The 12,615-nt window shown below is 72.1% G+C and carries 11 protein-coding genes; 2 read left to right on the forward strand and 9 right to left on the reverse strand.

From position 1 onward, the window contains the following. Nucleotides 1–484 precede the first annotated feature (484 nt). The 9 genes from MKK60_RS08470 to MKK60_RS08510 all read right to left on the reverse strand — a co-directional run bounded on the left by MKK60_RS08470 (nucleotide 485) and on the right by MKK60_RS08510 (nucleotide 9,806). Complete coding sequence (locus MKK60_RS08470; RefSeq protein WP_243938473.1) at nucleotides 485–1,315, reverse strand: MBL fold metallo-hydrolase; 831 nt, start codon at nucleotides 1,313–1,315, stop codon at nucleotides 485–487. A gap of 43 nt (nucleotides 1,316–1,358) precedes the next feature. After that, nucleotides 1,359–2,156 (reverse strand): TatD family hydrolase, encoded by a 798-nt coding sequence (locus MKK60_RS08475; protein WP_147729586.1) that lies wholly within the window; start codon nucleotides 2,154–2,156, stop codon nucleotides 1,359–1,361. Between the two features lie 49 nt (nucleotides 2,157–2,205). Next, nucleotides 2,206–3,786, reverse strand: a complete 1,581-nt coding sequence (gene metG / locus MKK60_RS08480) for a methionine--tRNA ligase (RefSeq protein ID WP_279604035.1) — start codon at nucleotides 3,784–3,786, stop codon at nucleotides 2,206–2,208. Between the two features lie 93 nt (nucleotides 3,787–3,879). After that, entirely contained in the window at nucleotides 3,880–4,941 is a 1,062-nt protein-coding gene (locus MKK60_RS08485) for a DNA polymerase III subunit delta' (protein ID WP_243985061.1), read from the reverse strand. Next, nucleotides 4,931–5,647 (reverse strand): dTMP kinase, encoded by a 717-nt coding sequence (gene tmk / locus MKK60_RS08490; protein WP_243985063.1) that lies wholly within the window; start codon nucleotides 5,645–5,647, stop codon nucleotides 4,931–4,933. The genes MKK60_RS08485 and tmk overlap by 11 nt, the downstream gene beginning before the upstream one ends. Nucleotides 5,648–5,693: 46 nt before the next feature. Next, entirely contained in the window at nucleotides 5,694–6,914 is a 1,221-nt protein-coding gene (locus MKK60_RS08495; protein ID WP_243945891.1) for a D-alanyl-D-alanine carboxypeptidase family protein, read from the reverse strand. A gap of 313 nt (nucleotides 6,915–7,227) precedes the next feature. Further along, entirely contained in the window at nucleotides 7,228–8,472 is a 1,245-nt protein-coding gene (locus tag MKK60_RS08500; protein WP_243985065.1) for a septal ring lytic transglycosylase RlpA family protein, read from the reverse strand. Between the two features lie 325 nt (nucleotides 8,473–8,797). Next, complete coding sequence (locus tag MKK60_RS08505; RefSeq protein ID WP_147727996.1) at nucleotides 8,798–9,115, reverse strand: ribbon-helix-helix domain-containing protein; 318 nt, start codon at nucleotides 9,113–9,115, stop codon at nucleotides 8,798–8,800. After that, the gene (locus MKK60_RS08510) at nucleotides 9,099–9,806 is read right to left on the reverse strand and encodes a ParA family protein (RefSeq protein ID WP_147727997.1); all 708 of its coding nucleotides are present in this window, start codon (nucleotides 9,804–9,806) and stop codon (nucleotides 9,099–9,101) included. The genes MKK60_RS08505 and MKK60_RS08510 overlap by 17 nt, the downstream gene beginning before the upstream one ends. Before the next feature lie 485 nt (nucleotides 9,807–10,291). Between MKK60_RS08510 and MKK60_RS08515 the strand changes: the two genes are divergently transcribed. Together MKK60_RS08515 and MKK60_RS08520 are read left to right on the forward strand one after the other, a co-directional pair. Continuing rightward, nucleotides 10,292–10,888 carry a PAS domain-containing protein gene (locus MKK60_RS08515; RefSeq protein WP_243985067.1) on the forward strand — a complete coding sequence of 199 codons (597 nt, stop codon included), beginning with the start codon at nucleotides 10,292–10,294 and terminating at the stop codon, nucleotides 10,886–10,888. A gap of 75 nt (nucleotides 10,889–10,963) precedes the next feature. Continuing rightward, nucleotides 10,964–12,610, forward strand: coding sequence for an acyl-CoA synthetase (locus MKK60_RS08520; protein ID WP_243938464.1), 1,647 nt, complete (start codon nucleotides 10,964–10,966; stop codon nucleotides 12,608–12,610). Nucleotides 12,611–12,615 lie beyond the last annotated feature (5 nt).

Raw genomic sequence — 12,615 nt, forward strand, 5'->3', positions numbered from 1 at the left:
CACAAACACCAGGCCACCCGGCTCTCGCCAGCTGCCCCATCGCTCGTCATGTCGGTGGACCAAGTCCAGAACCGCGTCGCCGCCGCCCCGTCTCGATGAACAGGGGTATACGGACCACCCAGCAGCCCGTCAACAGCCAAATGCGGAGAAATCCATAAAATCCGCGACAGGCGTGTGACGCGGTCCTCCCGGGTTCCGACGACGACGGCAGGCCTCTCCGGGAAGTCGACTCATCCCCACCCGTCCTTTTCGCGCGTCAGTGGCTGCGGCTCTCGGACGGCAGGCGTCGGGCCACCGTCCGCGCGGATGGGAAGCCTGCCGAACCCTTTGACGGTGCGATCACGGGGTCTTCGCGAAACTGGACCGCGGAGTCGTTCGGCACGACATCGACGTCCGTCGGCCGGCCGGCCGGGCGATCGCCCGAGCTCCGCCATCTGCCGCCGATCGCGCGAGCGTCAGGCGCCTGGCCCACCCGGCATCGGGTTCAATCCCCGTACGCCCGCGCGGGCCGATCGAGATCGAGGGTGACGGTCAGGCCGTCATAGGCCGGCACCACGCCGGGCGGCAGCTTGGCCGCCAGCGTCGCGTGGTCGAGGTCGGTGTGGAGATTGGTGAGGATCGCGCGGCGCGGGCGCACGTCCGCGATCAACGCCAGCGCCTCCGAGACCGAGTAATGGGTCGGGTGCGGGGTCTCGCGCAGGGCGTCGATGATCAGCAGGTCGAGATCGTGGAGCCGCGCCCGGCTCGCCTCGGGCAGGAGGCTGAGATCCGGGATGTAGGCGGCCGGCCCGAGGCGGAACCCGAGGGCCGCCTCGTTGCCGTGCTCGACCGGCAGCGCCTCCGCCTCGATCGCCCCGCCCTCCCCGCGGACTGCGACGATCTCGTGGATCGGCAGATCGCGAAGGTCGAGGATCGGCGGGTAGGCGCTGCCCGGCGGCGTCTTGAAGCAGTAGCCGAAGCGGGCGCGGAGCAGGTCGCTCGTGAGCGTATCGGCATGGACCGGAATGCGCGCGCGCATCTGGATCACCAGGGGGCGCAGGTCGTCGATGCCGTGGGTGTGGTCGGCATGGGCGTGGGTGAACAGCACCGCATCGAGGCGCGTCACCCCCGCATCGAGCAGCTGCTCGCGCAGGTCCGGGGAGGTGTCGATCAGCAGCGTCGTGGCGGCCTCGCCCTCCCGGCGCTCGACGAGGATCGAGCAGCGCCGGCGTCGGTTCTTCGGGTCGTGCGGGTCGCAGGCGCCCCAGCCGTAGCCGACGCGGGGCACGCCGCCGGACGAGCCGCAACCGAGGATTCGCAGAGTCAGCGTCGCCATCCGGACCTCCCGCTCGGGTGGTATCCGAGGACGGCGCCGGTTGTCACGCGGACGGGCCTGCCTTCAGGTCCGCCTTGGCGAACAGGCGATGGAAGTTCGCGGTGGTCAGGCGGGCGAAGGCCTCCGCTTCGAGGCCGAGGGTCCCGGCCAGCGACCGGGCGGTGTCGGCGGTGTAGGCCGGCTCGTTGGTCCGGCCGCGATGCGGCTCGGGGGCGAGGAACGGCGCGTCGGTCTCGACCAGGATGCGGTCGGGCGGCACCTGCCGGGCGATGTCGCGCAGAGCCGTCGAGCGGCGGAAGGTGACGATCCCGGAAAACGAGACGTAGAGGCCGAGCGCGACGCCCGCCTCGGCCAGCCGCGCGCCCGACGAGAAGCAGTGCAGCACCGCCGAGAACCGGCCGCGGCCCATCTCGTCGGTCAGCACCCGCTCCATGTGGGCGTCGGCGTCGCGGGCGTGGATCACCAGCGGCAGCCCGGTCGCGCGGGCGGCCTCGATGTGGGCGCGCAGCACCCGCTCCTGAACCGGTTCGGGCGCCGCGTCCTCGTAATGGTAGTCGAGCCCCGCCTCGCCGATGCCGATGCAGCGCGGGTGGTCGGTCAGCGCCGCGATGGTCTCGGGCGCGACGTCCGGCTCCTCGGCCGCGCCGTGCGGATGGGTGCCGACCGTGTACCAGACCTCCGGGTGCGCCTCGGCGATGGCGCGATAGGTGTCGGCCTTGGCGACACGCGTCGCGATCGTGAGCATCCGGCCGACGCCGGCGGCCTTCGCCCGGGCGATCACGCCCGGAAGGTCGGCGGCGAAGTCGGGGAAGTCGAGATGGCAGTGGCTGTCGACGAGCATGCGGTCCGGGAGCCTGGGCGAGGGGTTCGGTGTGGCGGGAACGGCCGGCTCACGCAGCCGGTGCCTCGGGCTTCTCGAACCGCGGGAAGATCGGGCTCGGCGCCGGCAGCGGCGTTCCGGGCGTCAGGCGGCCGCCCTCCCCCACGTCGGCGAAGAGGCGCCGGTCGGCCGGCACCGCCAGCACGTCGAGCAGGCTCGCGGCCGAGCGCGGCACGAAGGGCTGCACCAGGATGCCGACCGCGCGCAGAACCTCCGCGGTCACGTAGAGCACGGTGCCCATCCGCTCCGGATCGGTCTTCTTCAGCTTCCACGGCTCTTCGGCCGCGAAGTAGCGGTTGGCGTCGGCCACCACCGCCCAGATCTCGGCGAGGATGGAATGGAGCGCGAGGTCGTCCATCAGCGCCCGCGCCCGCGCCGGCAGGGCGTCGGCGGCGGCGAGCAGTGTCCGGTCGGCCTCGGTGAAGGCACCCGGCTCCGGGACCGCTCCGGACACGTTCTTGGCGATCATCGAGAGCGAGCGCTGGGCGAGGTTGCCGAGGTCGTTGGCGAGGTCCGCGTTGATGCGGGTGATGATGGCCTCGTGGCTGTAGCTGCCGTCGCCGCCGAAGGGCACGTCGCGCAGCACGAAGTAGCGCACGGCGTCGACGCCGTAGGTGTCGGCGAGGTCGATCGGGTCGAGGACGTTGCCGAGCGACTTCGACATCTTCTCGCCCTTCGAGAGCAGGAAGCCGTGGCCGAAGACGCGCTTCGGGAGCGGCAGCCCGGCCGACATCAGGAAGGCCGGCCAGTACACCGCGTGGAAGCGGACGATGTCCTTGCCGATGACGTGCAGGTCCGCCGGCCAGAATTTCCGCCGTTCGTCGGCCTCGTCCGGGAAGCCGGTGACGGTGAGGTAGTTCGTCAGCGCGTCGACCCAGACGTACATGACGTGGCCGGGCCGGTCGGGCACCGGCACGCCCCAGTCGAAGGTGGTGCGGCTGACGGACAGGTCCTTCAGGCCGGAGCGCACGAAGCTCGCGACCTCGTTCTTCCGCGATTCGGGGCCGATGAAGTCCGGTTGCGCCTCGTAGAGGGCGAGCAGGCGGTCGGCGTAGGCCGAGAGCCGGAACAGGAAGTTCTCCTCCTCCATCCACACGACGGGGGTGTCGGTGGCGAGCGAGCGGCGGGTGCCGTCCTCCAGGAGGCGGGTCTCGTCCTCGCCGTAATAGGCCTCGTCGCGGACCGAGTACCAGCCGGCATAGGTGTCGAGGTAGATGTCGCCGTTGGCCTCCATCCGCCGCCACAGTTCCTGCGCGGCGGCGGTGTGGGCGGGCTCCGTCGTGCGGATGAAGCGGTCGTAGGCGCAGTCGAGCCGGTCGGCCACCGCCTGGAACCGGGCCGCCATGCCGTCGACGAAGGCGCGCGGCGTGGTGCCGGCGCGCGACGCCGTCTGCTGGATCTTGAGCCCGTGCTCGTCGGTGCCGGTGGTGAACAGCACCTCGTAGCCGTCGAGGCGCTTGAAGCGCGCGATCGCATCGGTGGCGACCACCTCGTAGGCGTGGCCGATATGCGGCGCGCCGTTGGGGTACGAGATCGCCGTGGTGATGCTGAAGGTCTTGGTGCTGTTCGTCTTGGCGGTCACGTCGGACATTCCCGGATACGCGGCTCTGCAGGATCGGCGCCGTTCCGGCCCGGCGTCGTGCGCGTTCGCCGGCGCCGAACCGGCACCGTTCGGGACGATGCTCTAGCCGGTCCGCACGGCGCCCGCGAGGTCCGCGAACAGCGACAGGACCACGGGCCGGCGATCGAGATTGTAGGTCGCGGCCTCGCGCGCCGTACGGCCGAACTTCTCACACACCTCGACCAGGGCCGCAAGGCGCGCCGGCGGCTCCGCCCGCCGGCGGTGGAGCTCGGCCGAGACGAAGCGCTCGACGGTCTCCAGGCCGGCCGCGAACAGGGGCTCGGCCTCGCGCCCGGCGAGCTTGTCGGCGAGCTTGAGGACGCGGCCCCAATCCGGATGGTCGGCGCGCGACAGCAGGGTCTCCATCTCGGCGACCAGCCCCTGCATCGCCGGATCGAGCATCGCGACGGCGCGCGCCACCGAGCCCTCGGACAGGTCGGCGGCCCGGGCGAGCGCCTCGGCGGAGGGCGCCGGGAACGGCGGCGGGAAGCCGGACACCACCGCCGCCACGGCGCCCGCGTCCAGGGGCCGGAGCGCGAGGGCGCGGCAGCGCGAGCGGATCGTCGGCAGGAGCCGGCCCGGCGCATGGCTGACGATGAGGAACAGCGCGCGGGGCGGGGGCTCCTCCAGCATCTTCAGCAGCGCGTTGGCGCCGTTGGCGTTCAGGTCCTCGGCGCTGTCGACGATGCAGATGCGGTAGCCGGCATTGCCCGCGGTGGAGCCGAACAGCTCGAGCGCCTTGCGCACCGCGTCGACCGGGATCCTGGTCGGCAGCGTCTTCGCGGTCGGCACCCGGTGGCGGCGCAGGGCCACGAGGTTCGGGTGCGAGAGCGCCGCGATCTTGGCCGTCACGGGATCGCCCGCGGCGATGTCGAGGCCGGGCGCGCGCGAGACCCCGTCGGGGTCGGCGAGCAGGCGGCGGGCGACGCGGTAGGCCAGGGTCGCCTTGCCGATGCCGGCCGGGCCGCCGATCAGCCAAGCATGGTGCAGGCGGCCCGACGCGATGCCCTCGGCGAAGGCCGCTTCCGCCTCGGCATGGCCGACGAGGCGCAGCGTCTCGCGCGGGCGGACGATGCCGGGAAGGTCGCCGGGCTCGACGTCGTCGGGGGCGCGATCAGGCGGCATCGGTGCGGCCTTCGGTGTCGGCAAGGAGGCCGGGCAGGCGCGCGGCGACCGCTGCGCGGACCGCGTCCGCGACGGCATCGGGATCGCGCGCCGCGTCGACGAGGACGCAGCGCGCCGGCTCGGCCCGCGCGATCGCCCGGAAGGCATCGCGGAGGCGGGCGTGGAAGGCCAGCGCCTCGGCTTCGAAGCGGTCCGGTGCGGCCTGCGCCCCTTGTGCCCCCTGCCCGGCCGCCCGCGCCCGCGCACGGGCCAGGCCAATTTCGGGGTCGAGGTCGAAGATCAGGGTGAGGTCGGGCCGCGTCGGCCCGACGACGACCCGCTCGAGCGCCGCGACGGCTTCCGCATCGAGACCGCCGGCGGCGCCCTGGTAGGCGCGGGTCGAATCCATGAAGCGGTCGCACAGCACGACCTCGCCCGAGGCCAGCGCCGGGCGGATCAGGCGGTCGAGGTGGTCGATGCGGGCGGCCGAGAACAGCAGCGCCTCGGCGAAAGGCCCGTAGGGCTTGGCGACCCCGGCGAGCAGCGCCGTGCGGATCTCCTCGGCGCGGGTCGAGCCGCCGGGCTCGCGGGTGGTCGTGACCGTGCGGTGCGCGCCGAGCGTCCGGGCGAGACGGGCCACCTGCGTCGACTTGCCCGCGCCCTCCCCGCCCTCGAAGGTGATGAAGACGCCGCGAGGTGTCGAAGCGGTCGGGGTCGAAGCGGTCATGGCTGCCGACGCGGTGGTGGCAGCATGGGGCCGCGCCTCTCGGTCCTCACGACGGGTTGGCGGCCTTCTCGCCAGGCTTGTCGCCGGCTTTCTCGCCCTTGCCCGCCTTATCGAAGGCGCGGCGGACGAGGCCGGTGCCGAACTCGAGCGCGGCATCCATCGCGCGCTGCTGGATGGTGCCGGCCTCGACGGAGGCGCCGGCATAGAGCGGCTGGTCGAGCGCCACCGCATCGCCGCGCATGATCTTCAGGCGGCCGACCTCGCGGCCCTCCTCCACCGGGGCGACCAGCGGCCCCTGGTAGACGGCGCGCGCCGTCACGCGATCGGAGGAGCCGCGCGGCAGCAGCACCCGCACCGGCTTCTTGGCGACCAGCGGCACCGATCCCGACGCGCCGCCGAACACCGAGGCCTCGGCCACCGTCTCGCCGGGGGTGAACACCTGCCGCGGCTCGAAGGCGCGGAACCCCCATTCCATCAGCTTGCGCGCCTCGGCCGCACGGTCCCGCGCGGTCTTGAGGCCGGAGATCACCATGATCAGGCGCTGGCCGTTCTGCACCGCCGAGCCGGTGAGCGCGTAGCCGGATTCCTCGAGGTAGCCGGTCTTGAGGCCGTCGGCGCCGATGTCGAGGGCGAGCAGCGGGTTGCGGTTCTGCTGCTTGATCTTGTTCCAGGTGAACTCGCGCTCGGAGAAGATCTTGTACAGGTCCGGGTAGGTGTCGATGATGTGCGCGGCGAGCCTGGCCATGTCGCGCGCGGTGACCCGCTGGTCGGGCGCCGAGTAGCCGGTGGCGTTGCGGAAGGTCGAGCGCGTCAGCCCGATCTCCTTCGCGCGCTGGTTCATGATGGCGGCAAAGGCCTCCTCGGAACCGGCCATGTTCTCGGCGATCGTGATCGCCGCGTCGTTGCCCGACTGGACCACAAGCCCGCGCAGCAGGTCCTGCATCTTGATGCGGCTGTTGACCTGGGCGAACATCGACGAGCCGCCGCCCCCCGCCCCGCCCCGGCGCCACGCGTCCTCGGTCACCGTGAACTCGGTCTCCATCGTCAGCCGCCCGGATTTGAGGGCGTCGAACACGATGTCGGTGGTCATCAGCTTGGCCATGCTGGCCGGGGCGAACGGCTCGTCGGCCGCCTTCTCGAACAGCACCGAGCCGGAATCGGCGTCGACCAGGATCGCGTGCGGCGCCGCGGTCTGGAAGACCTGCGCGCGGGCCGGCGTCGCGAGCGCGCAGGCCGCCGCCAGAAGGAAGACCCAGGTCCTGCGCATCAAAAGACTCCCGTGCGGCCGGGCCGCCACGCTCGCGAACATCCCGCCTCGGATAACAAGCGTGACCATATTACGGTTTCCGCGCCGGATCGAATGCGAAATGACGCAGCGCACCTGCCCGCGCACCGACCGAGGCGGGTTCTTCTACGATCCGAGGTTGCTTCGGGCCGAGATCGCCGGGACCTGAACGATCCCCCGGCCGCAGGGATACGCAGGGGGTCGGCCCCGGCCCGCCGGCCCTCCCCGCGACCGCGGGACCGCCAGTCGTCTCGCGGACGACCGGGCTCCGCCAGGACGGGACGGCGCCGGCTCGTCAGTAGATCCCGGCGAGCCGCGCGCCGCGCTTGTCGGCAGGCTTGCCGGGCGGCTTCGCGGCGAGGTCGACGCGGCTCTTCACGACTGCGCGGGCCGTTCCCTTGTCGCCCGAGCCCTTGTCGCTCGGGGCCGCGGCGCCCGTGAGCCGGGCCAGCGCGAGCTTGGCCGAAGGCGGCATCGCGGGCGGGACGGAGCCCGGCCGGGCCGCCGGCACCCGTGCGGGCACGGCCTGGGCCGTGCGCGTCGCGGGCGAAGTCGCGGCGAGACGGACCGGCGCGTCCTTGCCGGGGAGCCGAACGATCGGCGCGGAGGCCGTCGCCATGCGCTCCGCGGCCGGGTTGAGCCCCGCCACCCGCACCGGCGCCGGCCGGAACGCCTGGCCGCGCACGGCCGTCGGCTGCAGGGCGGCCGGCACGGCCACCGCCGCCCGCGCCAGCACGATCGGCGCGCGCACCGGATGCGGGGCGGGGGCCTCGTCGCGCTCCTCGCGCTCCGGTGCCGGCTTGAACGCCAGCGGCGCCGGCGTCGTGCGCGAGAACCGCTCCGGCTCCTCCGAGGGCCCGAGATCGGCCACCATCACCGGGGTGCGCACGCCCGCCGGCCCGCCGTCGGTGCGCAGCGTCGCCAGGAGCTTGCGGTCGTCGGAGCCAGCGACCGAGGCCTTGCCGAGATAGGCGACGCGCACGTGCGCGGTGCCCTTGTTGTGGAACTCGAGCGCCCGGGCGACCTCCTCCGAGACGTCCATGACGCGGTCGGCATGGTAGGGGCCGCGGTCGTTGACGCGCACCACCATCGAGTAGCCGTTCGCGGTGTTGGTGACGCGGACGTAGCTCGGCAGCGGCAGGGTCGGGTGGGCGGCGGCGATCGAGTGGCGGTCGAACACCTCGCCGTTGGCGGTCATCCGCCCGTGGAAGGCGGCGCCGTACCACGAGGCCAGGCCCTCGCGGACGTAGCCGCGGGCATCCTCCTTGGGCACGTAGGTGCGGCCGGCGACCACGTAGGGCTTGCCCGAGAAGCGGCGTCCGCCGCCCTTCGGGATCACGTCGCCCTCGTTGTAGAGGCGCGGGCTGGTCTTCACGCCGTATTTCGGGTCGAGCCCGTTGCCGGCGGGGCCGGCGAACTTCTGCGGGTTCGTGCTGCAGTTGGCGGTGGCCAGCGCGATCGCCGAGACCGCGAGCAGGCGCCGCAAGGGAAGCGGGCCGCGGCGCGAATCCGGGATTCGAAGAAGCGTCGAACGCGCCATGCCCACCGGATCCGCCTGTACGCCACGTGCCGAAGGTCCGGCCCGCACGGGAGCGGTCACGCCGGGGCGTCCGGCTCGCCCCCTGCACAAGGGGGCGGCGACCGAACGAGCCGACACTTGTCCGAACGCCGTAAAGGAAGCCTGAACGGAACGCGCCGCGCGCCGTCCGACCGCCGCGATTCACAGGGTTTCGCGTTCCCGCATCGCTTGAGCGTTCGGCGCCAAGGCGTTCCAGAATCGTTCAGAAACCGCTCGCACGCGGATCGGCGAGACCGGGCGGGGGCAAGGCCTGTACCCGTGATCTCGCCGGTGCGGTTGCGGAGCCTCAGCGCTGAAGCGGCTCCGAGAGCTGCTCGATCGAGCGGGCGCCGCGCTGCTTGAACAGCAGGTCGAGGGCTTCCAGCATGATCGCGTGCATCTTGGTGCGCTCGGCATAGGCGAGGTCGCGCAGCTGGTCGTAGACCGGCGGCTCGAGATAGACCGACATCTGCCGGGCGCGCTCCTTCAGGGTGGCGGGCCCGCGCTTCGGCGGGCTCGCGCCGCGGTCGAGCTGGACGATCTCGGCGGTCTGCGGCACGGCGCGCGCGGCCGGCACCGAGGCCGCGACGATCGAGGCGAGATTGAGCTTAGGCGGCTTCGACATGCTTCACCGCCTTGCCGGATCCTATCTGGCCCGAAACGGGCTTGCCCGAGACCGCCTGTCCCGATCCGACCTTGCCCGCCTGCGTGCGCTTCTCGATCCAGGACCACAGCCGGCGCACCTCGCCCGCCGCCTGCCCCTTCGGGTTGAACTCGGTGACGCCCTGGCCGACGCCGATCGCGTCCTGGTGGTCGGTGCGCGCCACGATGTTGACGTCGGGGAGGATGCCCAGCACCGCGAGGCCGTCGGCCGCGTCGCGGATGCGGTAGGAGCGCGGCGGCGTCTGGTTGAGGACGAAGGCGAACTTCTTCTCGAGCCGGTACACGGCGGCCAGCGTCGGCTTGAAGGCGCGCAGGTCCGCGGGCGTCGGCCGGCACGGGATGATGCAGAGGTCGGCGGCGCGGATCGCCGAGAGGGTGCCGGTGGAATCGACGCCGGGCGTGTCGATGAAGACGTAGTCGTAGGCCGAGTCCCGAAGCTGGGTCATCACGGCGTCGATCTGCGTCGCATCGATCTGCGCGACCTCGGGGCCCTCCGCGGTGCGGTGGTCGAGCCAGTCGGAGATCGTGGCCTGCCGGTCCATCTCCAGGATGCAGACCGAGCGGCCGGCCTCCTGTGCGGCGACCGCGAGCGAGATGCAGAGCGTGCTCTTGCCGCTGCCCCCCTTCTGGGTGACGAAGGTGATCGCTTTCATCGGCCGGTCCTCGGTTCAAGCTGCCTTGGCTCAAAAGCGCGCGCATGCGCGTCGCGGTGCGGCACGATCCGGCGTCCTGCCGGGCGCGGGCATGCCGCCGTCCCGTTCGCAGGCCAAAGCCGGAGTTGCGGCGCACGCGCTCCGGGCAACCTAGAATCGGGGAGCTCCGCGCGAAGGCGAGGATCCTGTGACCCAGGGATGCCGTGATCCCGATATCGCGTCGGTTATGGTTAAGAGGCCGTTAACGGAGGCGGGCCCCGTCTCGGGCCGGCCGGCATCCGCTCGCCATCCGCCGGCTCCGGAACGCGGCCCGAGACCCGGGATGCGGAGGGTTTTTCCAACCTCAAGTTTGTTTTCGAGGGCTCCCTGTCGGTTCTCACTTTTCTTAGAGGAAGCGATGCCTTAGATTGCTTTTCGAGGGCGCCATCCCGTCCGTCGATCGTACCTCAAGTTTATTTTTGCTGCCGCCGGCCTTTAGGAGTTGCATGGCACAGGCTCCGAACCCGCACTCCAACGACGAGCTCCGGGCTGTCCTCGACGCCTCCGGCGTCGTCGGCGCCTGGGTGCACGATCACTGGGCGGGGCGTCTCACGCTGTCGGGCGACTTCGCCGGCTTGCTCGGCCTCGATCCCGAGGTCGCCGCCGGCGGGGTATCGATCGACACGTTCCTCGATCGGACCCATCCCGAGGACCGCAGCCGGGTCGAGAGCTGCCTGCACGCGGCCGGCGAGATCGGCGGGCCGGTCGAGGCCGAGTTCCGGACCGTCGAATCGGCGGCGGGCGTGCGCAAGCTCCTCATCCGCGGGCGCGTCGAGCGCAATGCAGTCGACGGGACGGCGCAGGGGCGGGGCATCGCGATCGATCTCACCGAGAACCGGTCGGCGGACCTGCGCCAGACGGAGCGCCTCGTGAACCGCATGGCCGAGCACGCCATCGCGCTCCGCGCCCTCGCCGACGGCCTCGGGGAGGCGAACCTGACCAAGCTGATCGACGGCCTGATGATCGAGATCGGCTTCGAGCTCGCCAAGTTCCTGCAGGATCCGCGCGCCCTCGGCGAGATCCGGGCCGAGCGCCACCACTGATCCGGGCGGCCGCAGGCCGTTGGATCACGCTGCCGTGCGCGGTACTGTCCGGGCCTTGCTCGCCGGGAGGCCGCCATGCGCCGCGACACGATCTACGACCGCGACCTCGACCGGAATCCGGCCAACCACCAGCCGTTGACGCCGCTGGGCTATCTCGACCGGGCGGCGCGGGTGTTTCCCGACCAGGTCGCGGTGATCCACGGGCCCCTGCGGCGCAGCTATGCCGAGCTCTACGCCCGCTGCCGCCGCCTGGCCTCGGCGCTCGCCGCCCACGGGATCGGCCGGGGCGACACCGTCGCGGTGCTGCTCGCTAACACGCCGGCGATGATCGAGTGCCACTACGGCGTGCCGATGGCCGGCGCCGTGCTCAACACCCTCAACACCCGCCTCGACGCCGCGGCCCTGGCCTTCTGCCTCGATCATGGCGAGGCCAAGGTCCTCGTCGCCGACCGGGAGTTCTCGCGCGTCGCGCGCGACGCGCTGGCGCAGGCCGGGCGCAGCCTGCTGGTGATCGATTACGACGATCCGCACTATGCCGGCGCCGGCGAGGCCCTCGGCACCCGCGACTACGAGGCGTTCCTCGCCGAGGGCGATCCCGAGCACGACTGGGCGATGCCCGACGACGAGTGGGACGCGATCAGCCTGAACTACACCTCCGGCACCACCGGCGACCCGAAGGGCGTGGTCTACCACCACCGCGGCGCGGCGCTGCTGGCGCTCGGCAACGTCGTCACCGGGAGCCTGGGGCAGCACCCGGTCTATCTCTGGACGCTGCCGATGTTTCACTGCAACGGCTGGTGCTTCCCGTGGACGCTGTCGATCGTGGCCGGCACCCATGTCTGCCTGCGCCAGGTCCGGGCCGAGGCGATGTACGCGCTGATGGCCGAGCACGGCGTCACCCACCTGTGCGGGGCGCCGATCGTGATGCAGCTGCTGATCAACGCCTCCGACGCCGAGCGCCGCCCCCTGCCCCACCGGGTCGCGTTCTTCACCGCCGCCGCGCCGCCGCCGGAGGCGGTGCTGGCGGGCATGCGCGAGGCGGGCTTCGCCGTCACCCACCTCTACGGGCTGACCGAGAGCTACGGCCCGGCCGTCGTCAACGCGTGGCATGCCGAGTGGGACGACCTCCCGGCCGACGCGCAGGCCGCCAGGAAGGCCCGCCAGGGCGTGCGCTATCCCGTGCTCGAGGGCCTCGACGTGCGCGACCCCGAGACCCTGGAATCGGTGCCGGCGGACGGCCGGACGATGGGCGAGGTGATGATGCGCGGCAACGTGGTGATGCGCGGCTACCTCAAGAACCCGGCCTCCACCGAGGCGGCGTTCCGGGGCGGCTGGTTCCACACCGGCGACCTCGGCGTGAAGCACCCCGACGGCTACGTGCAGCTCAAGGACCGCTCGAAGGACATCATCATCTCGGGCGGCGAGAACATCTCCTCGATCGAGGTCGAGGACGCGCTGTTCAAGCACCCGGCGGTCGCCGCCGCCGCGGTCGTCGCCAAGCCCGACGACAAGTGGGGCGAGACGCCGTGCGCCTTCGTCGAGCTCAGGGACGGCGCCGCGGCCAGCGCCGACGACCTCATCCGGTGGTGCCGCGGGCGGCTGGCCGCCTACAAGATGCCCCGGACCATCGTGTTCGGGGAGCTGCCCAAGACCTCCACCGGCAAGGTGCAGAAGTACCTGCTGCGCGAGCGGGCGCGGCAGGAGCCGGGGCAAGGATCGTAGGGAGC

The organism is Methylobacterium sp. J-092 (assembly GCF_022829325.1).
In the GTDB taxonomy this organism is placed as follows: Bacteria; Pseudomonadota; Alphaproteobacteria; order Rhizobiales; family Beijerinckiaceae; genus Methylobacterium.

Coding starts and splice junctions, on each gene's coding strand:
- MKK60_RS08470 (WP_243938473.1), bottom strand. CDS start 1,315: ATGGCGACGCTGACTCTGCGAATCCTCGGTTGCGGCTCGTCCGGCGGC.
- MKK60_RS08475 (WP_147729586.1), bottom strand. CDS start 2,156: ATGCTCGTCGACAGCCACTGCCATCTCGACTTCCCCGACTTCGCCGCC.
- metG (WP_279604035.1), bottom strand. CDS start 3,786: ATGTCCGACGTGACCGCCAAGACGAACAGCACCAAGACCTTCAGCATC.
- MKK60_RS08485 (WP_243985061.1), bottom strand. CDS start 4,941: ATGCCGCCTGATCGCGCCCCCGACGACGTCGAGCCCGGCGACCTTCCC.
- tmk (WP_243985063.1), bottom strand. CDS start 5,647: ATGACCGCTTCGACCCCGACCGCTTCGACACCTCGCGGCGTCTTCATC.
- MKK60_RS08495 (WP_243945891.1), bottom strand. CDS start 6,914: ATGCGCAGGACCTGGGTCTTCCTTCTGGCGGCGGCCTGCGCGCTCGCG.
- MKK60_RS08500 (WP_243985065.1), bottom strand. CDS start 8,472: ATGGCGCGTTCGACGCTTCTTCGAATCCCGGATTCGCGCCGCGGCCCG.
- MKK60_RS08505 (WP_147727996.1), bottom strand. CDS start 9,115: ATGTCGAAGCCGCCTAAGCTCAATCTCGCCTCGATCGTCGCGGCCTCG.
- MKK60_RS08510 (WP_147727997.1), bottom strand. CDS start 9,806: ATGAAAGCGATCACCTTCGTCACCCAGAAGGGGGGCAGCGGCAAGAGC.
- MKK60_RS08515 (WP_243985067.1), top strand. CDS start 10,292: ATGGCACAGGCTCCGAACCCGCACTCCAACGACGAGCTCCGGGCTGTC.
- MKK60_RS08520 (WP_243938464.1), top strand. CDS start 10,964: ATGCGCCGCGACACGATCTACGACCGCGACCTCGACCGGAATCCGGCC.